The organism is Pseudobacteroides sp., from assembly GCF_036567765.1.
GTDB lineage: Bacteria > Bacillota > Clostridia > Acetivibrionales > DSM-2933 > Pseudobacteroides.
In genome coordinates this window covers 12,833-38,691 of the sequence record NZ_DATCTU010000041.1, presented here as the reverse complement: position 1 = coordinate 38,691, position 25,859 = coordinate 12,833, and the positions used below count along the sequence as shown (strand labels likewise).

The following is a 25,859-nucleotide window of genomic DNA, read 5'->3' as shown; positions in this document are numbered from 1 at the left end:
AATTTTCTGGTGGTTATTACGAGAAGGTCACACCCGTTCCCATCCCGAACACGGCAGTTAAGCTTCTTAGTGCCGACGATACTTAGACGGTCGCGTCTTGGTAAAATAGGTAGTCGCCAGATTTATATCAGAGCCTTATGCCAAAAGCATAAGGCTCTGAATTTTTGTTGGCGTAATATATTGTATACAAATTAATCCTGATTTACATTTGGTCTTATAATAAAATATACCGTGATAACCTATAGCTATGCATTGAAAATTAAGCAAAAAGGTATTGACACAGGTATTTTAATGATGTATTATTAATCTTCAAGATGTAATGCATGTATAACAAAAGACAGTTTATAAGATTATTTATATATCGGGAGTTCAAAATGTTAAAACTAAAAAAATATATTTATTTAATTTATGCTTTTTTCCTAATATTATTTACAATAGGCTCATTATTTATGTATTCCACTTTCTGTATGGCCCAATATGGTGACAAATCGGTATTTATTCCACAGAAAACATTTGTATTAGTAATTTTGGCGATGGTGTTGTTTATTGTATTTAAATATGCCTTTAAGCTTTTTGATAAAATAGAATGGTTAAGCCCACGGAGGCTTATACCAATTATTTTTTAAGTTCTCTAATTGCATAACTTATGTTTATATATTTTTTTCAAATTAATCTTATAGCAGATATGGCAGAAACCGATCGTATAGCTAAGGAATTCTTAAATGGCAATTTTTCTGCACTACAGCCTGGTGCATACTTGCATTCATATCCCCATAACATAGGGATAACTCTGTATCTTTCAGTGGTATATTCAATTTTTTCAAGTAATTTGTTTGTGCCTAGAATAATGAATATATTATTTACAACACTTATTTCCTTGCTTATTTACTTAATATACCATGAGTTGAAAAGTAAAAAAAATAAAAAAAGCATTATGGAATTCTAATTATTGCAAGCTTCTTTCCACCTGCTATATGTATGAATAATTTAGTTTACAATGATATAGTTTCATGTTTTTTCTTTCTAGTTAGTGTTTATTTTGCAATTAAATATGTAAAAAAACATACTATAAAATATGCATTGTTATCCTCTATATGCCTTAGTATAGGGAACTTTTTAAGATCAGTTGGAATTATATTTCTTTTGGCAATTATAATATATATAATTATAAGCCGGTTGAACTTAAGAAAAATAATTCATTTTATATTGCTTGCTGTTGTAATAATTAATATACCATTTAATGCAACCAGCTTTATTCTGCAAAAAAAGGGGGTAATCAAGGAACCTCTTGGAATCAGCTCTGCACCAGCATTAATGTGGGTCAATATGAGTATAGGGAAAGACACATTTGGATACTGGGACGGTGGCGAAAGCTACAAAATCTACTTGAGTGATTGTAAGGGCAACAAGGAAGCCAGTGAAAAGGTATTTAAGGAAAAAATAAAACAAAAAGTAAAGGAAATGGGCATATTAGGCTTTACTGAAATGTATTTTAAGAAATCCTTGTGGTTATGGACTGAGGGAACATATCAATGTTTGTATTACGGTATGAGCCACACACAGCCAGGTGGATATTCCTATGAAATACCTGTATCAAAATTCTTTGTAGAAAATCTAAAAAGGCGTGAATATATAAATTGGATACTATATGCAACTAACTACTTAATTAATATAGTTATTCTTATTGCTTTAATAATGTCAATAAGAAAGAACAAGTATAAGTTTTCATTATTTGTAATTATTATTCTCGGATTTATAGGATTTTATCTTTTATGGGAAACCAAACCCAGATATATATATTTATGCTACCCGTATTTAATCCTTTTATCGTATGCAAGTCTACGAAAAGTATTTTCTTGTTTTGAAAGTATTGTAAAGAATAAATTTAGTGAAAAATTTAATTAAAAAAGCCTTGCATAATGAGCAATATTATAGTAAAATATTAAACGTTGTGACATGACATACGATGAAACTGGAGATTGCTGCTCATGAAGCAGGTAACTTCAGCGGAGAATGTCCGATTCATGAAACCGGGCGACAAGTCACTGTACATTTTGCAAATAGCAGTTTTGTGTTTGTGTATTGGAGTACAGCCCAGGTTATATTGCCTAATAGGCCTTATAATTTCTGGGTTTTTATATGTAAAGGTATGAAACACCCGGCATAGTGTACAGATTAATGCTTGTTGTAAGTAACAAATTGAGTATTTAAAAGGAGGCTTTTGTAATGGCAAACAAGCAAAAAATAAGAATTCGTCTAAAAGCATTCGACTATCAGGTTCTTGATCAATCAGCTGAAAAAATAGTTGATACTGCTAAAAGAACTGGAGCGAAAGTATCTGGACCGGTGCCACTACCGACAGAAAAAGAAATAATTACTATATTGAGGGCTCCACATAAGTATAAGGATTCCCGTGAGCAGTTCGAAATGAGAACTCATAAAAGATTGATTGACATATTACTGCCAACTCCAAAAACAGTAGATGCACTTATGAGATTGGACTTACCGGCAGGAGTTGATATAGAAATAAAGCTGTAATAATAGCTTTTAGTCAATAAGGTCAAGTTCGTACATGATAAGTATGAACCAATAACCACAGGAGGGAAGAAAATGAAAAAGGCAATACTAGGTATTAAATTAGGTATGACACAGATCTTTAATGAAGAAGGATTGCTTATCCCGGTAACAGTTATTCAAGCTGGACCATGTGCTGTTGTTCAAAAGAAGACAGTAGACAATGATGGATATGATGCTTTAAAAATAGGATTTGTTGATGTCAGCGAAAAGAAATTGAACAAACCTGAAAAAGGTCAGTTCAGCAAAGTAAAAGTAGCTACTAAAAAATATCTTAGGGAAATAAAAGTACCTGATATGCAAAATTACGAAATCGGTCAGGAAATAAAAGTGAGCGATATGTTCGAAAATGGAGTTCGTGTTGATATATCCGGTATATCAAAGGGTAAAGGCTTCCAAGGAACAATTAAAAGATATGGACAAAAGGGTGGTAAAGAAACACACGGTTCCATGTACCACAGAAGAGTTGGTTCTATGAGTGCCAACACCAATCCGGCACGTGTTTTCAAAGGTAAAAAGCTGCCAGGTCACATGGGTGTAGATAAGGTTACTGTTCAGAACCTTGATGTGGTAAGAGTGGATAGTGAAAAGAACCTCCTTCTTGTTAAAGGAGCTGTTCCGGGGCCAAAAGGCGGATTACTCTACATTAAGGAAACTGTTAAGGCTTGATAAAATGAACTAGGAAGGGAGGAAATGAAATGCCTAAGGTTGATTTATATAATATGAGTGGTGAAGTTGTAGGAAATATAGAATTGCAGGATTCTGTATTCGGAATTGACCCAAATGTTCAGGTTATGCATATTGCGGTATTAAACCAATTAGCTAACAGGAGACAAGGGACTCAATCTACAAAGACAAAAAGTGAAGTTCGTGGCGGTGGCAAGAAGCCATGGAGACAAAAAGGAACTGGTAGAGCAAGACAGGGAAGTATCCGTTCAGCTCAATGGATAAAGGGTGGTATCGTTCTCGGACCAAAACCCAGAAGCTATAGTTACACAATACCTAAGAAGGTTAAGAGACTCGCATTAAAGTCAGCATTATCTTCAAAGGTTGTTGATAATGATATATTAGTACTTGAAAATCTTGCTGTAGAAGATGGTAAAACAAAGAAAATGGCTTCAATTTTAGATAGCCTCAAGATTGACAAAAGTGCACTTATAGTTTTATCAGATGACAGTGATTTAGTAGCAAGAGCTGCTAGAAACATTCCAGGCGTTAAAACAGCATATGTAAATACAATTAATGTATTTGATCTTTTAAAGTATGAAAAGTGCATAATTACTAAGGAAGCAGTAGCTAAAGTAGAGGAGGTGTACGCATAATGAGAAGTGCTGAGGATATTATTTTAAGACCATATATCACAGAAAAATCCAATGATGGATTGAATGAAGGAAAGTACACCTTTATAGTAGCTCCGGATGCAACAAAGACTGAAGTTAAATACGCTGTAGAAAAGTTGTTCCAGGTTAAGGTTCTCAAGGTTAACACTGCAAACTTTGAAGGAAAAGTTAAGAGAATGGGTGTGCACCAGGGCCCAAGACCTGATTGGAAAAAAGCTGTGGTTAAAATTGACTTAGAGCCTGCAGGACCAAAGGAAAAGTATGTAAGGGTTCCTGAGAAGGTTCAGAAGCTCGATAAAGAAGGAAAACCTGTAGTTGATAAAAAAGGCCAGCCAGTTATGGTTATCAAGAAGGTAAATGGTAAGGTTAAGTACAAGGTTGACGAAAAGGGTAGAGTCATTAGGGAAAAGAAGACATATACACCTGGTTCATACCTTGAAAAGGGCGGCGTAATGAAGACTTCAGGCAAAAAGTATAAAACAAGTATTGAAGAGTTTGGTGTAGGTCAATAACTAATGTTTGATAAGGAGTGAGAAGAGATGGCAGTTAAAAAGTTTAGTCCTACTACTCCGGCAAGAAGGTTCATGACTGTTTCAGCTTTTGATGAAATAACAAAGACAGAACCTGAAAAATCATTGCTAGCTCCATTGCAGAAAAGGGGCGGAAGAAATGCATATGGTAGGATAACAGTTCGTCACATAGGTGGCGGTGCAAAACAAAAGTACAGAATCATTGATTTTAAAAGAGATAAAGATGGTATAAAGGCAAAAGTTGCAGGAATAGAGTATGATCCAAACAGAACAGCAAATATAGCACTTCTTCACTATGTAGATGGTGAAAAGAGATATATTATAGCACCTGTTGGATTAAAAGAAGGAGATACTGTTGAGTCAGGTGAAAACGCAGATATCAAGCCAGGTAATGCACTTAAGCTTGTTAACATGCCGGTTGGTACTTTGATTCACAATATCGAATTAAAGCCTGGTAAAGGCGGACAGCTTGTAAGGGCTGCAGGAAATGTAGCTCAGCTTATGGCTAAAGAAGGGGATTATGCACAAGTAAGACTTCCTTCAGGCGAAGTAAGAATGATAAGAATGAATTGTAAAGCAACTATCGGCCAGGTAAGCAATATCGAGCATGAAAACATATCCATCGGTAAAGCGGGAAGAAAGAGATGGATGGGTGTTAGACCTACAGTACGCGGTGTTGTTATGAACCCTGTTGATCACCCTCACGGTGGTGGAGAAGGTAAATCTCCGATAGGTAGACCAAGTCCGGTAACTCCTTGGGGTAAACCAACTCTCGGTCTTAAAACAAGAAAGAAGAAAAACAAGAGCGATAAGTTCATAGTTAAGAGAAGAAATCAGAAGTAATTGTTTTATAGGTCATTAGGCATAAGTAATTAACAGTTTACTTATGAAGGGAGGATTATAATAAATGAGCAGATCTTTGAAAAAGGGACCATACGTTGATGCCAAGCTTCTTAAAAGAATCGAAGAGATGAATGAAAAGAACGAAAAGAAGGTACTCAAGTCATGGTCAAGAGCTTCAACTATATTTCCACAGATGGTTGGTCATACAATTGCTGTTCATGATGGGAAAAAACACGTTCCAGTGTTTGTATCGGAGGACATGGTTGGTCACAAATTAGGTGAATTTGCTCCAACTAGAACATATAAGGGACATGCAGGAAAAAATGAGAAATCCAGCGGTGGAAGATAAGAGTGCTGTATATATGCAAGATAGCTTTGAAAGGAGGAATTCCGGTTGGAAAGACAGATAAGATCAAAAGATGAACTTCTTAAGGATAAAGAACAACTTCTTGAAACTTACAGTTCTGTTCATAGAAGAAGTAAAAAGCCTGTAATCTTGTCAAAGAGAGAAAGAAAGGCTTTAGGAATTGGAAAAGATGAGGGTAGGGCAGTACTCAAATACGCTCGTATATCATCAAGAAAAGTAAAGATTGTTATTGATTTGATAAAGAATAAGAATCTTGAAGAGGCATACGGTATATTGAGATTTACACCAAAAGCTGCTTCCGGTATATTGATGAAACTTATAAAGTCAGCTGAAGCAAACGCAGTAACAAACAACGGACTTGATAAGGAAGAATTATATGTAGCTGAAGCATATGCAACTCAAGGACCTACTTTGAAAAGAATTATGCCAAGAGCTCAGGGAAGAGCTAACAGAATCAATAAAAGAACAAGTCATATAACTGTAGTGTTAAAGGAAAAAGAATAAGTGAAAAGGAGGTTGAAGAATGGGCCAGAAAGTTAATCCACACGGTTTAAGAATCGGAATAATTAAAGATTGGGATACCAAATGGTATGCAAGTGATAAGGATTTCAGCGATCTTTTAGTAGAAGACGTTAAAATCAGAAAATTCATAAAAGCTAAATTGTACACTTCAGGTGTATCAAGAATAGAAATCGAAAGAGCTGCGAATAAAGTAAAGATAAACGTTAATACTGCTAAGCCAGGTCTCGTAATTGGTAAAGGCGGTACAGGTATTGAGGAACTTAGAAAAGAAGTAGAAAAAATGACCGGAAAAAGTGTTTTAATAAACATCACTGAAATTAAAACACCTGATATGGATGCCCAGTTAGTAGCTGAAAATATTGCTACACAGCTTGAAAAGAGAATCTCATTCAGAAGAGCGATGAAGCAGGCGATGTCAAGAACAATGAAGCTTGGTGCAAAAGGAATAAAAACTTCTGTAGCAGGTCGCTTGGGCGGTGCTGAAATTGCAAGAACTGAACATTATCATGAAGGAACTATTCCACTCCAGACATTGAGAGCAGATATAGACTATGGTTTTGCAGAAGCAAATACAACATATGGAAAAATTGGAGTTAAGGTCTGGATATATAAAGGTGAAGTTCTTCCTGCTGTTAAGAAGAAAGCGGAAGGAGGAGATCGTTAATGTTAATGCCAAAAAGGGTTAAACGTAGAAGAGTTCATAGAGGCAGAATGACTGGTGTAGCAACTAGAGGAATAAAGGTTTCAAATGGTGAGTTTGGTTTACAGGCTCTTGAAGCGGCTTGGATAACAAGCAATCAGATAGAAGCAGCCAGAATAGCTATGACAAGGTATATAAAAAGAGGTGGGCAGGTTTGGATTAAAATATTCCCTGATAAACCTGTAACCAAAAAACCGGCAGAAACACGTATGGGTAGTGGTAAAGGTTCACCGGAATATTGGGTAGCAGTAGTTAAACCTGGAAGAATATTATTCGAAATCGCAGGTGTATCGGAAGAAACAGCAAGAGAAGCGTTAAGACTTGCAATGCATAAGCTTCCGATTAAGTGTAAATTTGTGGCCCGCGATAAGGAAATGGACGGTGAAGCAAATGAAAGCTAGTGATTTGAGAGAAAGAACTCAGGCTGAATTAGAAAAAGAAGAGAAGGATTTAAAAGCAGAACTTTTTAAATTAAGGTTTCAGCTTGCAACTAACCAGCTTGAAAATCCAATGAAGTTAAGGGATGTTAAGAAGTCAATTGCTCGTGTGAAGACAATAATACGTGAAAGGCAATTGAAAGGGACTGATAAATAAAAGACCCTGAAGGGAGGTATATAAATTGGATCAAAGAGCACTTAGAAAGACCAGGATAGGTAAAGTAGTAAGTAACAAGATGGATAAGACCATCGTTGTAGCTATAGAAAACAGCGTAAAGCATCCGCTGTATGGAAAGATCGTTAAGAGAACATACAAATTAAAGGCACACGATGAAAACAACGAGTGCAATATCGGCGATAGAGTAAAGGTAATGGAAACCAGACCTTTAAGCAGGGAAAAAAGGTGGAGGCTTGTTGAAGTTATCGAGAAGGCACAGTAAGTCAATGGGAAGGAGGTATTAGATATGATTCAAGTCCAATCAAGACTAAGAGTTGCTGATAACACCGGAGCAAAAGAACTTATGTGCATAAAGGTTCTTGGTGGTTCATGGAGAAAGTATGCCAACATAGGTGATATCATTGTAGCTTCAGTTAAAAATGCAACACCCGGTGGTGTTGTGAAAAAAGGTGACGTTGTAAAATGCGTTATTGTTCGTTCAAGAAAAGGTGTTAGAAGAAATGATGGTTCATATATAAAATTTGATGAAAATGCAGCAGTTATAATAAAAGAAGACAAAAACCCAAGAGGAACACGTATTTTTGGTCCAGTTGCTAGGGAATTAAGGGATAAGGATTTCATGAAAATATTGTCCCTCGCACCGGAAGTTCTATAAGGGAGGAGGCGGCTTAAATTGGAAAATAAGAAAGTTGCACATATAAAAACAGGAGATACTGTTTATATATTGTCAGGCGGTGAAGGAAAAACCGGCGACAAAGGTAAAAAAGGTAAAGTACTAAAGGTTCTTTCAGATAAAGGTATGGTTCTTGTTGAAGGCGTGAATATGAGTGTTAAGCATAAAAAGCCAAGAGGAAGATACCAGCAGGGTGGAATAATTCATCAGGAAAGCCCTATATCTGCATCAAAGGCTATGGTTGTTTGTCCAAAATGCGGAGAGCGTACAAGAGTTGGAAAACAGAAGCTTGATGATGGACATAAGGTAAGGGTTTGCAAAAAATGTAATGAGTTTATTGATAATGTTTAAACTCTGTTCGAAAGGAGGTAATTGTTGAATGAATAGATTGCAAGAAAAGTATGTAAAAGAAGTTGCTCCTGCATTACAGGATAAATTCAAGTTCAAGAGTCCAATGCAAATCCCTAAGATCGAAAAAGTTGTTATAAATATGGGAGTTGGAGATGTTAAGGAAAATCCTAAGGCTATGGATGCAGCTGTTAACGATTTGACTGCTATAACAGGACAGAAGCCTTTCATAACAAAGGCTAAGAAGTCAGTTGCGGCTTTCAAATTAAGAGAGGGTATGAATATCGGATGTAAGGTAACACTTCGCGGACAAAGAATGTATGAGTTTGTAGATAAGTTATTCAATGTAGCAATGCCAAGAGTAAGAGACTTCAGAGGTGTATCCAACAATGCTTTTGACGGAAGAGGAAATTATTCCTTGGGTGTTAACGATCAGTTGATATTCCCTGAAATAGAATATGATAAAATTGATAAGATGAGAGGCATGGATATAACGTTCGTTACTACAGCGAAGAACGATGAAGAAGCGAAAGAGTTGTTGAAGCTGATGGGCATGCCATTCAGCCGTGCATGATAAGGAGGGGACCTAAGCGTGGCAAAAAAAGCGATGATTTTGAAGCAACAAAAGACTCCTAAGTATAAAACAAGAGCTTACAATAGATGTAAATTATGCGGAAGGCCGCATGCGTATATAAGAAAATTCGGTATTTGCCGTCTGTGCTTCAGAGTACTGGCATACAAGGGTCAAATACCTGGCGTTAAGAAAGCAAGTTGGTAACCAGAAAATTTGGAAGGAGGTTTAACATATGCAAATTACAGACGCAATAGCTGATATGTTAACCAGAATAAGAAATGCAAGTTCTGCAAAACATGAGTCTGTTGATATTCCGGCTTCAAATATAAAGAAGGCAATAGCAGGAATTTTGTTGGAAGAAGGATTTGTGAGGAATATTGAAGAAATAGAAGATGGTAAACAAGGTATTATCAGATTGGCTTTAAAATATACACCAAGCAAGAGCGGTGTAATAACAGGTATAAAAAGAATAAGCAAACCAGGATTAAGGGTATATGCTGGTAAAGATGAACTTCCAAAAGTATTGGGAGGTTTGGGTATAGCGATTATATCCACATCAAGAGGAATTATGTCCGACAAGAAAGCAAGATCCCAAGGAATAGGCGGAGAAGTCCTGGCGTTTGTTTGGTAAAATAAAAAGATTTCTGAAAAGGGCATACGCTCATAATTTAAGAACAGGAGGAAGAGAAATGTCACGAATAGGCAGAATGCCGATAGCTATACCTAAAGGTGTAGACGTAAAAGTTGGCGAGAACAACGTAGTTACGGTAAAAGGCACAAAAGGGACTTTGACAAAAGAGTTCCATAAGGATATGATAATTAAGATAGAAGGCGAAGAAATTAATATATTAAGACCTTCTGAACAAAAAATGCACAAAGCTTTACACGGGCTTACAAGAAGTCTTCTCAACAACATGGTTGAAGGTGTGACAAAGGGATTTGAGAAAGGGCTTGAAATAAACGGGGTAGGTTACAGGGCAGCTAAGCAGGGAAAGAAACTGGTTCTTACCCTGGGCTACTCACATCCTGTTGAAATGGAAGAGCCTGCAGGAATAACTGTTGAAGTGCCTGCTCAAAACAAGATAATTGTTAAAGGTATAGATAAGCAGGCAGTAGGTGAGTTTGCTGCAAAGATCAGAGGTAAGAGAGAGCCTGAGCCATATAAGGGTAAAGGAATCAAGTACGAGACTGAAGTAATAAGACGTAAAGAAGGTAAGACCGGCGGAAAAGGTAAAAAATAGAAAGGAGTGAACTTTAATGATAAAAAAACCTAACACCAATAAGATAAGACTTAGAAAGCATGTAAGGGTACGTAAGAAAATTAAAGGTACTCCTGAACGCCCAAGGTTGAATGTATTCAGAAGCTTAAATCATATATATGCACAAGTTATAGATGATACAACAGGAAATACTCTCGTTGCAGCTTCAACTCTTGATGAGTCTTTAAAGGGAAAAGTTAAGTTCGGTGGAAATAAGGAAGCGGCTAAGGAAGTTGGTAAACTTATAGCTACTAAAGCAGTGGCAAAAGGAATCAAATTGGTTGTATTTGATAGAGGCGGGTACCTTTATCATGGAAGAATTAAAGAGCTTGCAGAAGCAGCAAGAGAAGCAGGCTTGGAATTTTAATAGAAGGAGGGACAAAAATTGCAGCGAATTGATGCGAATTCATTAGACCTTAAGGAAAAGGTAGTTAATATAGGTCGTGTTACTAAGGTTGTTAAAGGTGGTAGAAATTTTCGTTTCAGTGCACTTGTAGTTGTAGGAGATGAAAATGGACATATAGGAAGCGGAATAGGAAAAGCAGCAGAAATTCCTGATGCAATAAGAAAGGGAATTGAAGATGCAAAGAAGAATCTTATAAAGGTTCCCCTTGTTGAAACAACTATACCACATGAATCAACCGGTGAATATGGTGCAGGAAGAGTTCTTCTGATGCCTGCAAACGAAGGTACCGGAGTTATAGCGGGAGGCCCTGTTAGAGCGGTCCTCGAGTTATGCGGTATCCACGATATAAGAACAAAATCATTGGGATCAAATAACCCAATAAATATGGTTAATGCAACTATAAACGGTTTATCACAATTAAGGACGGTTGAAGAGGTAGCTAAGCTACGCGGTAAAACTGTCGAAGAAATACTAGGCTAGGAGGTAGCAAACATGGCTGGTAAGTTAAAAATTACGTTAGTAAGAAGCATAAACAAAGCTAAAGAAGACCAAGTTGCTACAGTAAAAGCTCTTGGCTTAAAGAAAATCAGAAGTGTAGTTGAACAAAAAGATAATCCTCAGATTAGAGGAATGGTTAATAAGGTTTCTCATCTTGTGGCAGTTGAAGAAATATAAGAGGAGGTGTAAGATATGAAACTTTTCGAATTAGTACCTTCACCAGGCTCAACGAAAGTAGCAATGAGAAAAGGTAGAGGTCCAGGTAGCGGTAATGGTAAAACAGCTGGAAAGGGTCATAAGGGTCAGAATGCACGTGCTGGCGGCGGAGTTAGACCTGGCTTTGAAGGCGGACAGATGCCATTATACAGAAGATTACCTAAGAGAGGCTTCAACAATAAGAACTTTGCTAAAGTTTATGCTGAAGTAAATGTATCTGATTTAAATGCTTTTGATAACGGAGCAACAGTTACATTAGAACTTTTGCAGGAAAGCGGTTTGGTTAAAAAGGTAAATGACGGTGTAGCTATATTAGGTAATGGAGATTTAACTAAAAAGCTTACTGTTCAAGCTGCTAAGTTTACAAAGAGTGCTTCTCAAAAGATAGAAGCTGCAGGGGGAAAGGTCGAGGTGGTATAATATGGGCATGTTGGAAATATTGAGAAATGCCTGGAAGATTCCCGATTTAAAAAGAAAGCTTATTTTTACAGTATGTCTTTTGCTTGTTTATAGAATCGGTTCCCATATACCTGTTCCGGGTTTGAATCCAGCTGAGTTCCAAAAGTTGGTTGAACAAGGCGGACAGCTTTTCGGGTTTTTTGATATAGTATCAGGCGGAGCTTTTAAGCTCGCAACGATATTTGCAATGAGTATTACACCATATATTAACTCGTCTATCATAATGCAGTTATTAACGGTCGCAATTCCAAAGCTTGAACAGCTAGCTAAGGAAGGCGAAGAAGGAAGAAAAATTATAGCACAATACACCAGATACGGAACCGTCTTATTAGGATTTATACAGGCTGTAGGTCTGTATTTTGGTATAAGAAGTGCGGTTGTTGATTCAGGTGTATTAAGCTTTATTACTATAACATTGACTTTTACAGCGGGTACTGCTTTCCTAATGTGGCTTGGTGAGCAGATTACAGAGCACGGTATAGGAAACGGAATTTCTTTAATAATTTTTGCTGGTATAGTATCAAATGGTCCATCTGCTTTAGCAGCACTTGTAAACATAATAAAAGCTGGGATGACAGAGGGAAATGTACTTTTTGCTATTATAAAAATAATTGCAATTGTCGCTATGTTCTTAGCGATGATAGCTGCGGTTGTTTGGGTTTCACAAGCTGAGAGAAGAATACCGGTTCAATATGCAAAAAGAGTAGTTGGAAGAAAAGTTTATGGTGGACAGAGCACACATATTCCGATAAAAGTAAATATGGCAGGTGTTATTCCCATAATATTTGCAATGTCTATTATGATGTTCCCATCACAAATAATAAGCTTTTTCTTTGCAAATGCAAACAATTGGTTTGTTAACTTCTTTAAAAACTCGCAAGGCAGTATCTGGTATGCTGTTGTATACTCGGTACTAATAATGTTCTTTACATTCTTCTATACCATGATTGTTTTCAATCCTGTTGAGTTAGCTAACAATATGAAAAAGAATGGTGGCTTTATACCAGGAATTAGACCTGGAAAGCCAACTTCCGATTATATTTCAAGAGTATTAAACAGAGTAACATGGTTTGGTGCGTTATTCCTTGCAGTGGTAACTGTTTTACCTATAGTTTTACAAAACGTATCAGGTTTATCAAATGTTTGGTTCGGAAGTACATCAGTCCTGATTTTGGTTGGTGTTGCTTTAGATACAATTAAGCAGATGGAGTCACAGATGCTTATGAGGCACTATAAAGGATTCCTTGAATAATATAATAGTGGTATCCCGTGATGTTTTTTTAGATGGAGGAATAAAACTATGAAATTAATTTTACTAGGGGCTCCTGGAGCAGGTAAGGGTACACAGGCAACTAAATTGTCACAAAAGTTAAGTATACCTCATATTTCTACAGGCGATATATTTAGAAACAATATTAAAAATTCTACTGAACTAGGGAAAAAAGCAAAAGAATACATTGATAAAGGTATGCTTGTACCTGATGAACTCACCATAAGCATTGTAAAAGACAGGCTTATGCAGGATGACTGTAAAAATGGTTTTATTCTGGATGGATTTCCAAGAACCATTCCTCAGGCGGAGTATCTGGAAAAAGCCCTCAATGAAATGGGCACAGATATAGATCATGTAGTAAATGTATCTGTTGCTGATGAGGAAATAATTAAAAGGATGTCTGGTAGAAGAGTCTGCACAAATTGCGGGGCAACATTCCATACTGTTTTCAATCCTACTAAGAAGGACGGCATATGTGATAATTGTAATGCATCTGTTATACAGAGGGATGACGATAAGGAAGAAACTGTAATTAGCAGACTTAAGACATACCATGAGCAAACAGAACCACTGATAGGCTTCTATTCTAAAAGAGGTAAGTTACTTACTGTAATTGGAAGAGAAGAAATTGAAGAAACATCAAAAGCTGTTATAAAGGTATTAGGTGTTTGACATATGAGCATGCAAAAATCTAAAACTGAAATAGAACTAATGAAAAAGTCAAGCGATATATTGGTCAACGCCCTCATAAGGATAAAAGAAGCAGTCAAGCCAGGTGTAACAACTTTAGAACTTGATAAGATTGCAGAAAATTATATCAGAAAATGTGGTGCAATACCTTCATTTTTAGGATATAAAGCACCCTTTAGAGGAGCAGTTGATTACCCGGGAAGCATATGTGCTTCAGTAAATGAAGAAGTTGTACATGGCATTCCCGGTTTAAGAGTTTTAAAAGATGGCGATATTATAAGTGTTGACATTGGGGTCTATTTTAATGGATTTCACTCTGATGCAGCGAGAACTTTTCCGGTAGGTACTGTTACTACGGAAGTACAACATTTGATAGATGTTACTAAACAAAGCTTCTATGAGGGTATTAAAAACGCCGTAGTAGGCAAGAGGATACGAGATATATCAGCTGCTATACAAGATTATGTTGAAAGTAACGGATATTCTGTGGTAAGGGATTATGTGGGGCATGGAATCGGCACTGAAATGCATGAGGAACCTCAAATACCCAATTACAGATTCAAAGGTGCAAATCCGAGGATTGTGCCTGGTATGGCACTAGCTATAGAACCTATGGTGAATGCAGGAGATTATAACGTAAAATTGCTTGAAAATAAATGGACCGTAGTTACTTTGGATAACAGTTTATCGGCTCATTATGAGAATACGATAATTGTTACCGATGAAGAGCCGATGGTAATAACCGAAACACCCTAATAAGTGCACAGAAGCAAGATAATATTAAATTACAACAGCATTAAAAAGAGGTGAAATTTTGGTTTATACGATAGGTCAGGTGGTTTATTCAAAAGCTGGGAGAGATGCCGGTAGAAAATTTATTATTATAAGTATTCCGGACGAATCATATGTATATATCTCCGACGGCGACCTTAGAAAAATAGAAAAACCCAAAAGAAAAAAAGCAAAGCACCTTTTAATTACGGAGGAAGTTGTAAAGCCGCTTAGCGAAAAACTTTTGAATAAAATGCAGGTTACCAATTCTGAAGTCAGAAGGGCTTTAGAAGATCCTCGACAATAATAGGAATGATAATGGAAAGTGATTTGATAAGGAGGTTTTCATATTGTCTAAGGAAGATGTAATAGAAGTTGAAGGTAAGATAATAGAAGCATTACCAAATGCGATGTTTCAGGTGGAATTGGATAATGGACACAAGGTACTTGCCCATATATCTGGAAAATTAAGAATGAATTTTATAAGAATTCTTCCTGGTGATAGAGTAGTTATAGAGCTTTCACCCTATGATTTGACAAGGGGTAGAATAACTTGGAGAGCTAAGTAATTTAAGGAGGAGCAAAAAGATGAAAGTTAAACCGTCTGTAAAACAAATTTGCGAAAAATGCAAAATAATTAAAAGAAAAGGCAGAGTTATGGTTATCTGCGAAAATCCAAAACATAAGCAGAAACAAGGCTAATTTTTGGATCATTATAAATTGTGTAAAACTTTCTTAATATAAAAGTATGAGGGAGCGGCTGCATGATTTCATCATGTCCTGAAATTACACTATACTAGGAGAGTTATCATAGTAGCTAAATTATTGAACTTGATTGAATTTAACGGAGGTGTAAAAAGATGGCTCGTATTGCCGGAGTTGATTTACCCAGAGAAAAAAGAATAGAAATTGGGCTGACTTATATATTTGGTATAGGCAGACCAAAATCAAATGAAATTTTAACAACAACTGGGATAAATCCAGACACAAGAGTCAGAGACTTGACTGACGACGAGATAAGCAAATTAAGAGAAATAATAGACAAGGAATACAAGGTTGAAGGTGATTTAAGGAGAGAGATAGCTTTAAACATCAAGAGACTTATTGAAATTGGATGTTATAGAGGACGCAGACATAGAATGGGACTTCCTGTAAGAGGACAGAACACGAAGAATAATGCAAGAACAAGAAAAGGACCTAAGAAGTCAATAGCTAACAAGAAGAAGTAATATTGAATAAGGAGGTTGAAGAATAAAATGGCAGTTAAAACCGCTGGTGCAAAAAGAACGACCAGAAAAAGAAGAGAACGTAAACATGTTGAACGCGGTCAGGCACATATAAGATCAACATTCAACAATACAATAGTTACACTCACTGACGCTACTGGAAATGCTTTGTCATGGGCTAGTGCGGGTGGGCTGGGTTTTAGAGGATCCAGAAAAAGCACACCATATGCCGCTCAAATGGCAGCTGAAACTGCTTCAAAAGCAGCTATGGAACATGGTTTAAAGTCTGTAGAAGTTTATGTAAAGGGACCTGGTGCGGGAAGAGAAGCAGCTATTAGAGCTTTGCAGGCTGCTGGCCTTGAAGTTAGTTTAATAAAGGACGTTACTCCGATTCCTCACAACGGTTGCAGACCACCAAAAAGAAGAAGAGTTTAATAGAAAATACTTGGCAGCATAAATGTTATGATTATAGATGTTGCCTGTCTCGATTATTATATTGGAGGTGTAAATTTAAATGGCAAGATACACTGGTGCATCTTGTAGGCTTTGCCGAAGAGAAGGCGAAAGACTTTTACTTAAAGGTGAAAGATGCTATACAGATAAATGTTCAGTAAAGAGAAGGGTTTATGCTCCCGGACAGCATGGGCAGCAGAAGAAGAAGCTCTCCGAGTACGGAGTACAGCTTCGTGAAAAGCAGAAGGCAAGAAGATATTACGGAATACTTGAAGGACAGTTCAGAAAATATTTTGAACTTGCTTCAAAGAAAAAAGGTATTACCGGTGAAAACCTTCTCCAAATATTAGAAAGCAGACTCGACAACACAGTTTACAGACTAGGATTGGCTACTTCAAGACCAGAAGCAAGACAGCTTGTTACTCATGGTCATTTCACTGTTAACGGAAAGAAAGTAAATATTCCTTCATATCTTCTCAAAATAGGAGACGTTGTTGCTTTAAAAGAAAAGAGCAGAAGCTCTGAAAAATTCAAGGCTATTAGTGAAATCGTAGGAAGAACTACAATACCTAAGTGGCTTGAGTTTGACCGTGAAAACATGGTTGGTAAGGTAGCTGCAATTCCAGCGAGAGAAGACATAGATTTACCGATTGCAGAACACTTGATTGTTGAGTTGTATTCTAAATAATAGTTTATAAACTTAAAAAATCGTTAGTTATAGCAACTGAAATGATAAGTCGGGGACCTATGGATTTAAAATTAGACTATTAAGAGATAAAGAATCAGTTGCCCTCATAAACAAATTGAAGACAAAAAGGAGGGTTTTAGGTTGATCGAAATAGAAAAGCCAAAGATTGAGTGCATAACGATAAGTGAAGACAATGCTTACGGAAAGTTTGTAGTAGAACCCCTTGAAAGAGGGTATGGTACAACATTGGGTAATTCATTAAGGAGGATATTATTATCCTCATTACCGGGTGTAGCGGTTACATCCATTAAAATAGATGGTGTGCTGCATGAGTTTTCTACAGTTCCAGGAGTTGTTGAAGATGTCACTGAGATTATTCTAAACATAAAGGGATTATCTTTAAAAATGCACAGCGAAGGTCAAAAAATAGTTTATATAGAAGCAGAAGGGGAGGGTCCGGTTACAGCTGCAGATATTACTGCAGATGCGGATGTTGAAATATTAAACCCTGATCTTCATATAGCTACAATCAATGGAGACCACAAACTTTACATTGAGTTGACCCTGAACAAAGGCAGAGGATACGTACCGGCTGAAAAGAACAAACAGCCTGGGCAGCCTATAGGTATTATACCTGTTGACTCAATTTACACTCCCGTAAGGAAGGTAAATTACACAGTTGAAAATACCCGTGTTGGCCAGGTAACTGATTATGACAAGTTAACATTTGAAGTATGGACAAATGGAAGTATTAAACCGGATGAGGCTATAAGCCTTGGTGCGAAAATACTTAGTGAGCATTTAAATCTGTTCATTGATTTGTCTGATCAGGCTAAGCATACGGAAATAATGGTCGAAAAAGAAGAGACTAAGAAGGAAAAGGTTCTTGAGATGACTATCGAAGAACTTGACCTCTCAGTTAGATCATACAACTGTTTAAAGCGTGCCGGAATCAACACTGTAGAAGATCTGACAAACAGGACTGAAGAGGATATGATGAAGGTAAGAAACCTTGGTAGAAAATCCCTTGAAGAAGTTCTGCAGAAACTAAGTGCACTTGGATTGTCATTGGCACCAAGCGAAGAATAATTCGTAAATAAAAATATAATGAAGCATCTTGTATAAATTTACAAGACCTGTTGAATTAGAGGTAAGGGAGGTAAATTAAATGCCATTACAAAGGAAACTCGGACGCGCTACAGACCAAAGAAAAGCAGTTTTAAAGGGTCTTGTGACTTCACTGTTCGAGTATGGTAAGATCGAAACCACACTGGCAAGGGCAAAGGAAGTTAAAAATATCGCGGAAAAATTGATAACAATTGCTATAAAAGAGGCTGATAACTTCGAGCCAAAGAATGTTAAAGTTACTACTGCAAAATTGGATCCTGCAGGCAAAAAGATCTTAAATGCTGCTACATCACGTAACAACAAGACTTACAGGAAAGTTGAAAGAGAAGAGAAGAGTGAAAGAAAAGCAGTTGATAATCCTTCAAGGTTACATGCAAGAAAGATGATTATGAACTGGGTTTACAAGGTAAAAGACAAGGATGGCAACGGCATAAACCTTGCAAACAAGATATTTGACGAAATCGCTCCTAAGTACAAGGAAACAAAAGGCGGTTACACTAGAATATACAAGCTCGGCGTAAGACGCGGAGATGCTGCTGAGGTTGTTATTTTGGAGTTGGTTTAATAAAATAATATAAAACAGTAACGGGATTAGGCGATTAAAGAATTACTTAATCCCTTTGTTTTGTATATAACCGATAATAAATTAGTCTATTTAAAAGCACTTTAAACCATGGAAAACAGGTCTAAAGTGCTTTATGTTAAAGAGTAACTATAATATAACCTATTATTTTGATAGAGTGGTTGATTATTTAAATAATTTTAACACGATAGAGTGAGTTGAAATGGATAAAAAAAATATAGAGCTAAAGAACGTTCATTATTTCTACAACAATATGGGGAAAGGCAGTAATAAGGAAGAAGCACTTAAGGGCGTAGATTTAAAGATTGAGCAGGGTGAATTTATTGCAATAATAGGAAGAAACGGTTCAGGCAAGTCAACCCTGGCAAAGCTTTTTAATGCATTGCTAAAGCCCACTGAAGGGAATGTTCATATCGCTAATATAAATACAAGAGATAATAATATGGTATGGGAGATAAGAAGCAGTGTAGGTATGGTCTTTCAGAATCCTGAAAACCAAATAGTTGCGACAACCGTAGAAGAAGATGTTGCTTTTGGTCCTGAAAACCTTGGTATTCCCCCTGGTGAGATAAGGGAAAGGGTTGATGCGGCTTTAAGTGCTGTAAAATTGTCTGAATATGTAAACCAGCAAATCGGCTTTTTGTCTGGAGGGCAAAAGCAGAGGGTTGCCATAGCCGGTATTTTAGCAATGAAGCCTAAATGCATTGTAATGGATGAAGCTACCTCAATGCTTGATCCTGAAGGCCGAAGAGAAGTGATGGAAATTGTAAAGGAGCTTAATAAAGATCATAATATTACAATTATTCATATAAGCCATCACATGGAAGAAGCGTGCTTGTTTGACAGGGTGATTGTGGTAGACAGGGGAGCTGTCATAATGGACGGTAAACCAAGTGAAATATTCTCACAAGTTGATTTAATAAAAGGTATAGGGTTGGATGTACCCCAGGTTACAGAGCTTTTTTATGAGCTTAACAAAAATGGGTATAACCTTCCTTTAGATATGGGTAGCACGGAAGAGGCAGCTCATAAATTGATTGAAGAAATTATAAATAAGTGTGGTAGATTAGATGGCAATAACAATTAAAAATCTGAAGTTTACATATATGACTGGGAGTCCCTACGAAAAAGATGCTTTAAAAGATATTAACATAACCATAGATGATGGTGAGGCCATAGGAATAATTGGGCACACGGGCTCGGGCAAATCTACCCTTGTTCAGCATTTAAACGGAATACTCATGGCTTCTTCAGGAAGTATTAATATTAGCGGAATTGAGGTAAGTCAGAAAAACATAAAGGAAATAAGGAAACAGGTAGGACTGGTGTTTCAATACCCTGAGCATCAGCTTTTTGAGGAGACTGTCTTTAAGGATATCGGATATGGCCTTATTAAGCAGGGATATGAAGAAAAATATATTGAAGAGAAAGTTTTAAATACAATAAAGATAATCGGGCTTAATAAAAATTTACTGGAAAAGTCCCCCTTCAATCTTTCTGGAGGAGAAAAAAGGAAGGTGGCTATAGCTGGCGTCCTGGCTATGAGTCCAAAGATACTGGTTCTTGACGAACCAGCTGCAGGTCTTGACCCAAAGGGAAGAGATGAAGTTTATGACGCGATAATAAAATATAAAAAAGAAAATAATGCAACATTGATTCTAGTCTCACACAGTATGGAAGATTTGGCAAGGTGTGTAGGAAGGATTATTGTTTTAAATAAAGGAAGGATCCAAATGGATGGTACTTTAAGTGAGGTTTTTCAAAACGATGAAATGCTTAACAAAATCGGATTGTCCATTCCTCAAATTACTTATTTTATGAGACTTCTAAGAGAGAGGATTCCCGCTCTTAGTGCTGAAGCATTTACAGTTAATGAAGCAAAGGACATTATTTTGAGTTATCTTAGAAGAGGGCAATACCATGATTAAAAACATGACATTAGGTCATTATATTGAAGGAAATACTCTATTACACCGGTCAGACCCAAGAACAAAAATAATATTGACCATGCTGTTAATGGTTTACTTGGTGGTTATTCAATCATATTATCAGTTTGCAATCGCCACAGTGTTTACAGCATTTATACTGGCAGGGACCAAAGTACATATAAGATATGCAATAAAAAGTATAAAGCCAATAATTTATATTATGTTAATAACGGGGACCATCAACCTGGTTACAACAAAAGGCAGCACTGCCCTGGACTTTGGCTTTTTCAGCATTACATATGAAGGAATAAGTGCTACTGTGAAAATGACACTAAGGCTTTCTCTCATTATAATAAACTCGTCAATGATTACATTTACTACTACACCCATTACAGTTACAGATGCCATCGAAAGACTTTTGGGAGGATTGAAAAGATTTAGGGTCCCTGTTCATGAGGTAGCAATGATGATGTCTCTATCTTTAAGGTTTATACCCATACTGGTTGAAGAAACCGACAAGCTGATGAAGGCCCAAGCATCTAGGGGGGCCGAGTTTGATCAGGGCGGCATCATAAAAAGGTCAAAAAACTATATTCCCTTGCTTATTCCGCTTTTAGCAGGAGCATTCAGAAGGGCAGAAGAACTGGCGATGGCAATGGAATCAAGGTGCTACAGGGGTGGAGAAGGCAGGACAAGATTGAAGCAATTAAGGTTTACAGATGCGGATATTAAAGTATCAGTAATTTTTATAGTGTTTATTCTATGTGCTATAGCTGTTTATTTGGCAGTAAAATCATGATAATTAGATTAATATAAATAGTTGATTCGCGGTTAAAGATATAGTATTCTTTAATCTATAGACGAATATTATTCTATATGTTGCATTTGTATTATAAAGATTAATTTTTGATGTCTAGGAAATTATGGTGTATTCTACACCACAGTTTCTCACGACAACAATCAATGTTGCAAAATCGCAAGCGATTTTGTTCTAACATAGAAATAAAGGAAAATTGGTAAAGGCTATTTACAGGAGGATAATATGTATTATGTAGGTATTGATTTGGGCGGCACAAACATTGCAGCCGGTATTGTAGATGAAAATGGGGTACTGATTCACAAGGACAGTGTTCCTACGAAAAGGGAAAGACCATATCAGAAAATTATTAAAGATATGGCACAGCTGGCATTAAAAGTGATTAAGGATAAAGGACTGGAATTAAAAGATGTAAAAAGCATCGGTATAGGATCGCCAGGTACGCCTGACAGTAAGAAGGGCATACTTGTTTACAACTGTAATTTAAATTTTAATAATACTCCAATCAGAGATGAGATGCAAAAATATATAGACCTTCCTATATATCTGGAAAATGATGCAAACTGTGCTGCATTGGCAGAAAGCGTTGCAGGAGCTGCAAAGGATGTTGATGATTGTATTGCTATAACCCTGGGTACAGGAATTGGGGGAGGTATAGTAATCAATAAGAAGATTTACAGCGGCTTTAATTATGCAGGTTCTGAGATTGGACACATGGTAATAGTATCCGATGGTGTTCAATGTACCTGCGGGAGGAAGGGATGCTGGGAATCATATGCTTCAGCGACAGCACTCATCAGACAGACAAGGGATGCTGCTGTAGCTAATCCTGACTCAAAAATTAATGAGATAATAAATGGCAATTTAGATAAAATAGATGCTAAGACAGCCTTTGATGCTGCAAAAATGGGAGATGCCGTAGGACAAAAGGTTGTTGACCAATACATCAAGTACATAGCTGAAGGCCTATCCAACACAATTAATTCATTCATGCCGGAAGTTATAGTAATAGGCGGAGGCGTATGTAAAGAGGGAGAATACCTCTTAAAGCCTCTTAGAGAAAGGGTATATGCAGACATATACTGCAGAGGTTCGGTTCCAAAGCCTCAGATAAGAGTAGCAGAGATGGGAAATGATGCAGGTATAGTTGGAGCTGCAATGCTTGGAAAATAGAAATGAGAAATATTAAAGTTATAATAGAATATGATGGAACAGAATATCATGGTTGGCAATCTCAGGAGAATGCCATATCCGTTCAAAGGGTAGTGGAGGATGCTTTTAGAAAGCTGACAGGAGAGAATATCAAGTTAATCGGTGCAAGCAGGACTGATACTGGAGTTCATGCATATGGCCAGACTGCTAACTTTTTTACAGAATCCAAAATCCCAGCAGAGAAGTTTTTTCTTGCTGTAAACTGTCTTCTTCCATCAGATATATCCATAGTGCACTCTGGGGAAGTTTCTAGTAATTTCCATTCCAGGTTTAGTGCAAAGGGTAAAAAATATAAGTACCTTATATACAATGACAGGGCCCCATCCGCACTAATGCGGAATAGGGCTTTTCATGTTCCCGTGTCCTTGAACCTGGAAGACATGAAAAAAGCTGCTCAATATATACCGGGTAAAAAGGACTTTTCTGCCTTTAAGGCCAGCGGAAGCAGTGCTAAGGATTCGGTAAGGACGGTAACGGGAGTTGAGCTTCAGAAAGCGGAAAACATTATCGAACTTACAGTATCGGGAGATGGATTCCTCTACAACATGGTCAGGATTATTGCAGGTACTCTTGTTGATGTTGGTATGGGGAGAATAAGCCCGGATGATATGGGTGATATTCTGGAAAGCAAGGACAGGACCAGGGCCGGAAGAACAGCTCCTGCCCATGGATTGTATCTTGTGGAAGTATATTATTAAATTTGGTATAATATTATCTTTTCACCATGTTGACAGTTGAAATACTGTATGTTATTGTTGGCTTTGGACTTAAAATATTACTTCCCGTTTGCCGACAGACGGGTGTTTTAATTAATTGATTTTTATATATGTGAAAGCAATTAATTGCTTGTATGGAAGGAATGATACCATGAATAGAACTGAATTATTAGGAAGATGGACAAAAGAAAAGTCCGAGGAGTTATACGGTATTAAAAACTGGGGGGCCGGCTACTTTTCAATATCGGACAAGGGTGAGGTGCTTGTAAACCCTTATAAGGATAGCGATTATTCTGCCATAAGCCTTATGGATATTATATCAGGCGTCAAAGAGCGTGGGCTTGACATGCCTGTTTTATTGCGTTTTGAAAATTTGTTGGATTCTCAGATATCCTTCTTGAATAACTCGTTTAATGAGGCAATAAAGAAGTTAAATTACAAGGGTGAATACAGAGGTGTTTATCCTATTAAGGTTAATCAGCAGCAGCAGGTAATTGAGGAAGTTACAAAGTTTGGACAGAGATATCACCATGGCTTGGAGGTTGGAAGTAAAGCTGAGTTGGTAGCTGCACTTTCACTTATGAAGGACAAGGAAGCATGTCTTATATGTAATGGGTATAAGGATGAAGAGTTTATAGATTTGGGTCTGTATGCAGTAAAAATGGGTTACAAGTGCTTTTTTGTTATTGAGATACCGGGTGAGCTTGACATTGTGTTGGAAAGGTCACAGGCATTAGGTATACAGCCCAATATCGGCATAAGAATAAAACTTTCTGCAAAAGCCGGCGGACATTGGACTGAGTCTGGGGGAGACCGCAGTATATTTGGGCTCAATGTTTCACAGGTAATAACGATTGTAGATGCTTTAAAGGAAAAGAAAATGCTTGATTCCTTGAAGCTTATGCATTATCATTTGGGATCACAGATACCCAATATAAGAGATATAAGGTCCGCTGTGCTGGAAGCTACAAGAGTATATGCCGAACTGGTAAAGGAAGGGGCTCCTATGGGATACCTGGACTTGGGCGGAGGCCTTGCTGTTGACTATGACGGTTCAAACACAAACTATACCAACAGCCGTAATTATAACGTTGAAGAGTACTGTACCGATATAGTTGAAGCGGTTATGTCCATACTCGACCCTAGCGGAATTCAGCACCCTGTAATAGTGACTGAGTCAGGTCGTGCAGTAGTAGCATATTATTCGGTGCTTCTGTTTAATGTACTTGACGTTGAAAAGTTTCAGGAATATGAATTACCGGACAAGCTTGATGATAATACCTCAGATCAGATTAAAAATCTATATGATGCTAAAAACAATATAAACCTTAAAAACATACAGGAGTGCTACAACGATGTCCTTTACTACAGGGATGAAATCCGCGACATGTTTAAGCACGGGCGTATAACCCTTCGTGACCGCTCACTGTCGGAAAAGATATTCTGGAATACCATAAGCCAGATAGCTAAGGAGAAGGCAAAACTTAAAAATCCGCCTCCTGATCTGGAAGATATTGAAAGTGCTATCGCCGATATTTATTACTGCAACTTCTCGGTATTTCAGTCAATACCGGACAGTTGGGCTATAGATCAGTTGTTCCCTATAATGCCGGTACACAGACTGCTGGAATTACCTAAAAGGAATGCTGTTATAGCAGACATTACCTGTGACTGTGACGGTAAGATTGATCGTTTTATTGATCTGCATGACGTAAGGACCACATTGCCTCTTCATGAAATGAAAAACGGTGATGACTATTATCTGGGAGTATTCCTTGTTGGTGCATATCAGGAAACATTAGGCGATCTCCATAACCTCTTTGGTGATACAAATGTTGTGAGCGTCCGTATCTATCCGGACGGCAATTTCGACTTTGTAAACGAGATCCACGGCGACAGTGTTGCAGATGTCCTTTCTTATGTAGAGTTTGATCCCAAAGACATGCTTGTAAGCTTTAGAGAAAAGGCAGAGGAAGCTATCAGGGACGGACTTATCAGTGCAAGCGACAGAAGAGAAATAATGAAGGCTTATGACAACGGCTTAAGAGGATATACCTATTACGAAAGGTAAAACGGTATTTGTAGTGAATAGGTCCTGAAAGCTTGATTTTAATAGGGTTTGATATAAAGAAAAAACACTTTATTGTTTAAAGTGTTTTTTCAATTATGATGCAGTATTCACCAAAATTTTGAATAAAAAATGAAATGGTGACCGATTATAAGAGAGATATTGATACAATAGATGAAATAAATAGAGAATAAGTGAGATAAATTAAAAATTTAGCTTGACACATTAATATATTAATATTAAAATATTAAAGTGTCTAAAAATTGGTTCATTGTGTTATGAATTGAACTAAGGAATGGCTAAAATATTTAAAGCAAAATTTTTGTTTTAGTCGTTATTAAGGAATTTTATAGTTAAAGTATTACTTTAGCAATCGTAAAAT

The 25,859-nt window shown here is 37.0% G+C and carries 38 protein-coding genes, 1 rRNA gene and 1 pseudogene; all 40 read left to right on the top strand.

Annotation, left to right across the window (positions count from 1 at the left end; genetic code table 11):
- The first annotated feature begins 5 nt into the window (after nucleotides 1–5).
- The 40 genes and pseudogenes from rrf (at nucleotide 6) to speA (ending at nucleotide 25,480) form a co-directional block, all read left to right on the top strand.
- A 5S ribosomal RNA gene (rrf, locus tag VIO64_RS07400) occupies nucleotides 6–122 on the top strand.
- An 817-nt stretch (nucleotides 123–939) separates the two neighbouring features.
- On the top strand, nucleotides 940–1,905 hold the full coding sequence (locus VIO64_RS07395; RefSeq protein ID WP_331916698.1) for a glycosyltransferase family 39 protein: 966 nt from the start codon (nucleotides 940–942) through the stop codon (nucleotides 1,903–1,905).
- 321 nt (nucleotides 1,906–2,226) lie between these two features.
- Entirely contained in the window at nucleotides 2,227–2,538 is a 312-nt protein-coding gene (gene rpsJ / locus VIO64_RS07390; protein ID WP_036945077.1) for a 30S ribosomal protein S10, read from the top strand.
- Nucleotides 2,539–2,610: 72 nt separating this feature from the next.
- Nucleotides 2,611–3,243: a 50S ribosomal protein L3 gene (gene rplC, locus VIO64_RS07385; RefSeq protein WP_331916695.1), complete on the top strand. Its 633-nt coding sequence runs from the start codon at nucleotides 2,611–2,613 to the stop codon at nucleotides 3,241–3,243.
- A 29-nt stretch (nucleotides 3,244–3,272) separates the two neighbouring features.
- Nucleotides 3,273–3,896 (top strand): 50S ribosomal protein L4, encoded by a 624-nt coding sequence (rplD, locus tag VIO64_RS07380; protein ID WP_331916693.1) that lies wholly within the window; start codon nucleotides 3,273–3,275, stop codon nucleotides 3,894–3,896.
- Nucleotides 3,896–4,228: pseudogene (gene rplW / locus VIO64_RS07375) on the top strand (50S ribosomal protein L23); the annotation flags it as partial. The gene rplD and the pseudogene rplW, both read left to right, overlap by 1 nt.
- Nucleotides 4,229–4,453: 225 nt before the next feature.
- Nucleotides 4,454–5,287, top strand: coding sequence for a 50S ribosomal protein L2 (gene rplB, locus VIO64_RS07370; protein ID WP_331916691.1), 834 nt, complete (start codon nucleotides 4,454–4,456; stop codon nucleotides 5,285–5,287).
- A 64-nt stretch (nucleotides 5,288–5,351) separates the two neighbouring features.
- Nucleotides 5,352–5,636: a 30S ribosomal protein S19 gene (rpsS, locus tag VIO64_RS07365; RefSeq protein WP_331916689.1), complete on the top strand. Its 285-nt coding sequence runs from the start codon at nucleotides 5,352–5,354 to the stop codon at nucleotides 5,634–5,636.
- A gap of 144 nt (nucleotides 5,637–5,780) precedes the next feature.
- A complete protein-coding gene (gene rplV, locus VIO64_RS07360) occupies nucleotides 5,781–6,158 on the top strand; it encodes a 50S ribosomal protein L22 (RefSeq protein ID WP_414705245.1) in 378 nt (125 codons plus the stop codon).
- A gap of 19 nt (nucleotides 6,159–6,177) precedes the next feature.
- Nucleotides 6,178–6,840, top strand: a complete 663-nt coding sequence (gene rpsC / locus VIO64_RS07355) for a 30S ribosomal protein S3 (protein ID WP_331916685.1) — start codon at nucleotides 6,178–6,180, stop codon at nucleotides 6,838–6,840.
- On the top strand, nucleotides 6,840–7,277 hold the full coding sequence (gene rplP, locus VIO64_RS07350) for a 50S ribosomal protein L16 (protein WP_331916683.1): 438 nt from the start codon (nucleotides 6,840–6,842) through the stop codon (nucleotides 7,275–7,277). Before rpsC ends, rplP begins: the two co-directional genes overlap by 1 nt.
- On the top strand, nucleotides 7,267–7,470 hold the full coding sequence (rpmC, locus tag VIO64_RS07345; protein WP_036945069.1) for a 50S ribosomal protein L29: 204 nt from the start codon (nucleotides 7,267–7,269) through the stop codon (nucleotides 7,468–7,470). Before rplP ends, rpmC begins: the two co-directional genes overlap by 11 nt.
- A gap of 25 nt (nucleotides 7,471–7,495) precedes the next feature.
- Nucleotides 7,496–7,753, top strand: coding sequence for a 30S ribosomal protein S17 (gene rpsQ / locus VIO64_RS07340; RefSeq protein WP_036945068.1), 258 nt, complete (start codon nucleotides 7,496–7,498; stop codon nucleotides 7,751–7,753).
- Between the two features lie 24 nt (nucleotides 7,754–7,777).
- Nucleotides 7,778–8,146 (top strand): 50S ribosomal protein L14, encoded by a 369-nt coding sequence (gene rplN / locus VIO64_RS07335; protein ID WP_036945067.1) that lies wholly within the window; start codon nucleotides 7,778–7,780, stop codon nucleotides 8,144–8,146.
- 18 nt (nucleotides 8,147–8,164) lie between these two features.
- Nucleotides 8,165–8,515 (top strand): 50S ribosomal protein L24, encoded by a 351-nt coding sequence (gene rplX / locus VIO64_RS07330; protein WP_331916679.1) that lies wholly within the window; start codon nucleotides 8,165–8,167, stop codon nucleotides 8,513–8,515.
- Nucleotides 8,516–8,543: 28 nt separating this feature from the next.
- Complete coding sequence (rplE, locus tag VIO64_RS07325) at nucleotides 8,544–9,086, top strand: 50S ribosomal protein L5 (RefSeq protein ID WP_331916677.1); 543 nt, start codon at nucleotides 8,544–8,546, stop codon at nucleotides 9,084–9,086.
- A gap of 18 nt (nucleotides 9,087–9,104) precedes the next feature.
- Nucleotides 9,105–9,290, top strand: coding sequence for a type Z 30S ribosomal protein S14 (locus VIO64_RS07320; protein WP_331916675.1), 186 nt, complete (start codon nucleotides 9,105–9,107; stop codon nucleotides 9,288–9,290).
- A 28-nt stretch (nucleotides 9,291–9,318) separates the two neighbouring features.
- On the top strand, nucleotides 9,319–9,717 hold the full coding sequence (gene rpsH, locus VIO64_RS07315) for a 30S ribosomal protein S8 (RefSeq protein ID WP_036945063.1): 399 nt from the start codon (nucleotides 9,319–9,321) through the stop codon (nucleotides 9,715–9,717).
- A 58-nt stretch (nucleotides 9,718–9,775) separates the two neighbouring features.
- Nucleotides 9,776–10,327 (top strand): 50S ribosomal protein L6, encoded by a 552-nt coding sequence (gene rplF / locus VIO64_RS07310; RefSeq protein ID WP_331916672.1) that lies wholly within the window; start codon nucleotides 9,776–9,778, stop codon nucleotides 10,325–10,327.
- 16 nt (nucleotides 10,328–10,343) lie between these two features.
- The gene (rplR, locus tag VIO64_RS07305) at nucleotides 10,344–10,712 is read left to right on the top strand and encodes a 50S ribosomal protein L18 (RefSeq protein ID WP_331916670.1); all 369 of its coding nucleotides are present in this window, start codon (nucleotides 10,344–10,346) and stop codon (nucleotides 10,710–10,712) included.
- Between the two features lie 18 nt (nucleotides 10,713–10,730).
- Entirely contained in the window at nucleotides 10,731–11,231 is a 501-nt protein-coding gene (rpsE, locus tag VIO64_RS07300) for a 30S ribosomal protein S5 (RefSeq protein WP_331916668.1), read from the top strand.
- Between the two features lie 12 nt (nucleotides 11,232–11,243).
- Entirely contained in the window at nucleotides 11,244–11,426 is a 183-nt protein-coding gene (rpmD, locus tag VIO64_RS07295) for a 50S ribosomal protein L30 (protein WP_331916666.1), read from the top strand.
- A gap of 15 nt (nucleotides 11,427–11,441) precedes the next feature.
- A complete protein-coding gene (gene rplO, locus VIO64_RS07290; protein ID WP_331916664.1) occupies nucleotides 11,442–11,885 on the top strand; it encodes a 50S ribosomal protein L15 in 444 nt (147 codons plus the stop codon).
- Between the two features lies 1 nt (nucleotide 11,886).
- Nucleotides 11,887–13,176: a preprotein translocase subunit SecY gene (gene secY, locus VIO64_RS07285; RefSeq protein ID WP_331916662.1), complete on the top strand. Its 1,290-nt coding sequence runs from the start codon at nucleotides 11,887–11,889 to the stop codon at nucleotides 13,174–13,176.
- Between the two features lie 48 nt (nucleotides 13,177–13,224).
- A complete protein-coding gene (locus tag VIO64_RS07280; RefSeq protein ID WP_331916660.1) occupies nucleotides 13,225–13,869 on the top strand; it encodes an adenylate kinase in 645 nt (214 codons plus the stop codon).
- Between the two features lie 3 nt (nucleotides 13,870–13,872).
- Entirely contained in the window at nucleotides 13,873–14,643 is a 771-nt protein-coding gene (gene map, locus VIO64_RS07275) for a type I methionyl aminopeptidase (protein WP_331916658.1), read from the top strand.
- A 58-nt stretch (nucleotides 14,644–14,701) separates the two neighbouring features.
- Nucleotides 14,702–14,965: a KOW domain-containing RNA-binding protein gene (locus VIO64_RS07270; RefSeq protein WP_331916656.1), complete on the top strand. Its 264-nt coding sequence runs from the start codon at nucleotides 14,702–14,704 to the stop codon at nucleotides 14,963–14,965.
- A 43-nt stretch (nucleotides 14,966–15,008) separates the two neighbouring features.
- Entirely contained in the window at nucleotides 15,009–15,227 is a 219-nt protein-coding gene (gene infA, locus VIO64_RS07265; protein WP_036945054.1) for a translation initiation factor IF-1, read from the top strand.
- 19 nt (nucleotides 15,228–15,246) lie between these two features.
- Nucleotides 15,247–15,360 (top strand): 50S ribosomal protein L36, encoded by a 114-nt coding sequence (rpmJ, locus tag VIO64_RS07260; RefSeq protein ID WP_331916653.1) that lies wholly within the window; start codon nucleotides 15,247–15,249, stop codon nucleotides 15,358–15,360.
- A 158-nt stretch (nucleotides 15,361–15,518) separates the two neighbouring features.
- Nucleotides 15,519–15,887 (top strand): 30S ribosomal protein S13, encoded by a 369-nt coding sequence (gene rpsM / locus VIO64_RS07255; protein ID WP_331916651.1) that lies wholly within the window; start codon nucleotides 15,519–15,521, stop codon nucleotides 15,885–15,887.
- A gap of 27 nt (nucleotides 15,888–15,914) precedes the next feature.
- The gene (rpsK, locus tag VIO64_RS07250; protein WP_036945052.1) at nucleotides 15,915–16,319 is read left to right on the top strand and encodes a 30S ribosomal protein S11; all 405 of its coding nucleotides are present in this window, start codon (nucleotides 15,915–15,917) and stop codon (nucleotides 16,317–16,319) included.
- Between the two features lie 79 nt (nucleotides 16,320–16,398).
- Nucleotides 16,399–17,025: a 30S ribosomal protein S4 gene (gene rpsD, locus VIO64_RS07245; RefSeq protein WP_331916647.1), complete on the top strand. Its 627-nt coding sequence runs from the start codon at nucleotides 16,399–16,401 to the stop codon at nucleotides 17,023–17,025.
- A gap of 141 nt (nucleotides 17,026–17,166) precedes the next feature.
- Nucleotides 17,167–18,114, top strand: coding sequence for a DNA-directed RNA polymerase subunit alpha (locus tag VIO64_RS07240; RefSeq protein WP_331916645.1), 948 nt, complete (start codon nucleotides 17,167–17,169; stop codon nucleotides 18,112–18,114).
- Between the two features lie 79 nt (nucleotides 18,115–18,193).
- Nucleotides 18,194–18,718 carry a bL17 family ribosomal protein gene (locus VIO64_RS07235; protein ID WP_331916643.1) on the top strand — a complete coding sequence of 175 codons (525 nt, stop codon included), beginning with the start codon at nucleotides 18,194–18,196 and terminating at the stop codon, nucleotides 18,716–18,718.
- A 220-nt stretch (nucleotides 18,719–18,938) separates the two neighbouring features.
- Entirely contained in the window at nucleotides 18,939–19,823 is an 885-nt protein-coding gene (locus VIO64_RS07230; protein ID WP_331916641.1) for an energy-coupling factor transporter ATPase, read from the top strand.
- Nucleotides 19,807–20,664, top strand: coding sequence for an energy-coupling factor transporter ATPase (locus tag VIO64_RS07225; RefSeq protein ID WP_331916639.1), 858 nt, complete (start codon nucleotides 19,807–19,809; stop codon nucleotides 20,662–20,664). Before VIO64_RS07230 ends, VIO64_RS07225 begins: the two co-directional genes overlap by 17 nt.
- Entirely contained in the window at nucleotides 20,657–21,463 is an 807-nt protein-coding gene (locus VIO64_RS07220; protein ID WP_331916637.1) for an energy-coupling factor transporter transmembrane component T, read from the top strand. Before VIO64_RS07225 ends, VIO64_RS07220 begins: the two co-directional genes overlap by 8 nt.
- A 243-nt stretch (nucleotides 21,464–21,706) precedes the next feature.
- The gene (locus VIO64_RS07215; RefSeq protein ID WP_331916635.1) at nucleotides 21,707–22,654 is read left to right on the top strand and encodes an ROK family protein; all 948 of its coding nucleotides are present in this window, start codon (nucleotides 21,707–21,709) and stop codon (nucleotides 22,652–22,654) included.
- 2 nt (nucleotides 22,655–22,656) lie between these two features.
- The gene (gene truA, locus VIO64_RS07210; protein ID WP_331916633.1) at nucleotides 22,657–23,391 is read left to right on the top strand and encodes a tRNA pseudouridine(38-40) synthase TruA; all 735 of its coding nucleotides are present in this window, start codon (nucleotides 22,657–22,659) and stop codon (nucleotides 23,389–23,391) included.
- Nucleotides 23,392–23,560: 169 nt separating this feature from the next.
- Nucleotides 23,561–25,480, top strand: a complete 1,920-nt coding sequence (speA, locus tag VIO64_RS07205; protein ID WP_331916631.1) for a biosynthetic arginine decarboxylase — start codon at nucleotides 23,561–23,563, stop codon at nucleotides 25,478–25,480.
- The last annotated feature ends 379 nt before the right edge of the window (nucleotides 25,481–25,859 follow it).

Bases quoted from the DNA above. Each gene is read 5' to 3' on its own strand.
- rpsJ (WP_036945077.1), top strand. From the start codon at position 2,227: ATGGCAAACAAGCAAAAAATAAGAATTCGTCTAAAAGCATTCGACTAT.
- rplC (WP_331916695.1), top strand. From the start codon at position 2,611: ATGAAAAAGGCAATACTAGGTATTAAATTAGGTATGACACAGATCTTT.
- rplD (WP_331916693.1), top strand. From the start codon at position 3,273: ATGCCTAAGGTTGATTTATATAATATGAGTGGTGAAGTTGTAGGAAAT.
- rplB (WP_331916691.1), top strand. From the start codon at position 4,454: ATGGCAGTTAAAAAGTTTAGTCCTACTACTCCGGCAAGAAGGTTCATG.
- rpsS (WP_331916689.1), top strand. From the start codon at position 5,352: ATGAGCAGATCTTTGAAAAAGGGACCATACGTTGATGCCAAGCTTCTT.
- rpsC (WP_331916685.1), top strand. From the start codon at position 6,178: ATGGGCCAGAAAGTTAATCCACACGGTTTAAGAATCGGAATAATTAAA.
- rplP (WP_331916683.1), top strand. From the start codon at position 6,840: ATGTTAATGCCAAAAAGGGTTAAACGTAGAAGAGTTCATAGAGGCAGA.
- rpmC (WP_036945069.1), top strand. From the start codon at position 7,267: ATGAAAGCTAGTGATTTGAGAGAAAGAACTCAGGCTGAATTAGAAAAA.
- rplN (WP_036945067.1), top strand. From the start codon at position 7,778: ATGATTCAAGTCCAATCAAGACTAAGAGTTGCTGATAACACCGGAGCA.
- rplE (WP_331916677.1), top strand. From the start codon at position 8,544: ATGAATAGATTGCAAGAAAAGTATGTAAAAGAAGTTGCTCCTGCATTA.
- rpsH (WP_036945063.1), top strand. From the start codon at position 9,319: ATGCAAATTACAGACGCAATAGCTGATATGTTAACCAGAATAAGAAAT.
- rplF (WP_331916672.1), top strand. From the start codon at position 9,776: ATGTCACGAATAGGCAGAATGCCGATAGCTATACCTAAAGGTGTAGAC.
- rplR (WP_331916670.1), top strand. From the start codon at position 10,344: ATGATAAAAAAACCTAACACCAATAAGATAAGACTTAGAAAGCATGTA.
- rpmD (WP_331916666.1), top strand. From the start codon at position 11,244: ATGGCTGGTAAGTTAAAAATTACGTTAGTAAGAAGCATAAACAAAGCT.
- rplO (WP_331916664.1), top strand. From the start codon at position 11,442: ATGAAACTTTTCGAATTAGTACCTTCACCAGGCTCAACGAAAGTAGCA.
- secY (WP_331916662.1), top strand. From the start codon at position 11,887: ATGGGCATGTTGGAAATATTGAGAAATGCCTGGAAGATTCCCGATTTA.
- VIO64_RS07280 (WP_331916660.1), top strand. From the start codon at position 13,225: ATGAAATTAATTTTACTAGGGGCTCCTGGAGCAGGTAAGGGTACACAG.
- map (WP_331916658.1), top strand. From the start codon at position 13,873: ATGAGCATGCAAAAATCTAAAACTGAAATAGAACTAATGAAAAAGTCA.
- rpmJ (WP_331916653.1), top strand. From the start codon at position 15,247: ATGAAAGTTAAACCGTCTGTAAAACAAATTTGCGAAAAATGCAAAATA.
- rpsM (WP_331916651.1), top strand. From the start codon at position 15,519: ATGGCTCGTATTGCCGGAGTTGATTTACCCAGAGAAAAAAGAATAGAA.
- rpsK (WP_036945052.1), top strand. From the start codon at position 15,915: ATGGCAGTTAAAACCGCTGGTGCAAAAAGAACGACCAGAAAAAGAAGA.
- rpsD (WP_331916647.1), top strand. From the start codon at position 16,399: ATGGCAAGATACACTGGTGCATCTTGTAGGCTTTGCCGAAGAGAAGGC.
- VIO64_RS07235 (WP_331916643.1), top strand. From the start codon at position 18,194: ATGCCATTACAAAGGAAACTCGGACGCGCTACAGACCAAAGAAAAGCA.
- VIO64_RS07230 (WP_331916641.1), top strand. From the start codon at position 18,939: ATGGATAAAAAAAATATAGAGCTAAAGAACGTTCATTATTTCTACAAC.
- VIO64_RS07225 (WP_331916639.1), top strand. From the start codon at position 19,807: ATGGCAATAACAATTAAAAATCTGAAGTTTACATATATGACTGGGAGT.
- VIO64_RS07220 (WP_331916637.1), top strand. From the start codon at position 20,657: ATGATTAAAAACATGACATTAGGTCATTATATTGAAGGAAATACTCTA.
- VIO64_RS07215 (WP_331916635.1), top strand. From the start codon at position 21,707: ATGTATTATGTAGGTATTGATTTGGGCGGCACAAACATTGCAGCCGGT.
- truA (WP_331916633.1), top strand. From the start codon at position 22,657: ATGAGAAATATTAAAGTTATAATAGAATATGATGGAACAGAATATCAT.
- speA (WP_331916631.1), top strand. From the start codon at position 23,561: ATGAATAGAACTGAATTATTAGGAAGATGGACAAAAGAAAAGTCCGAG.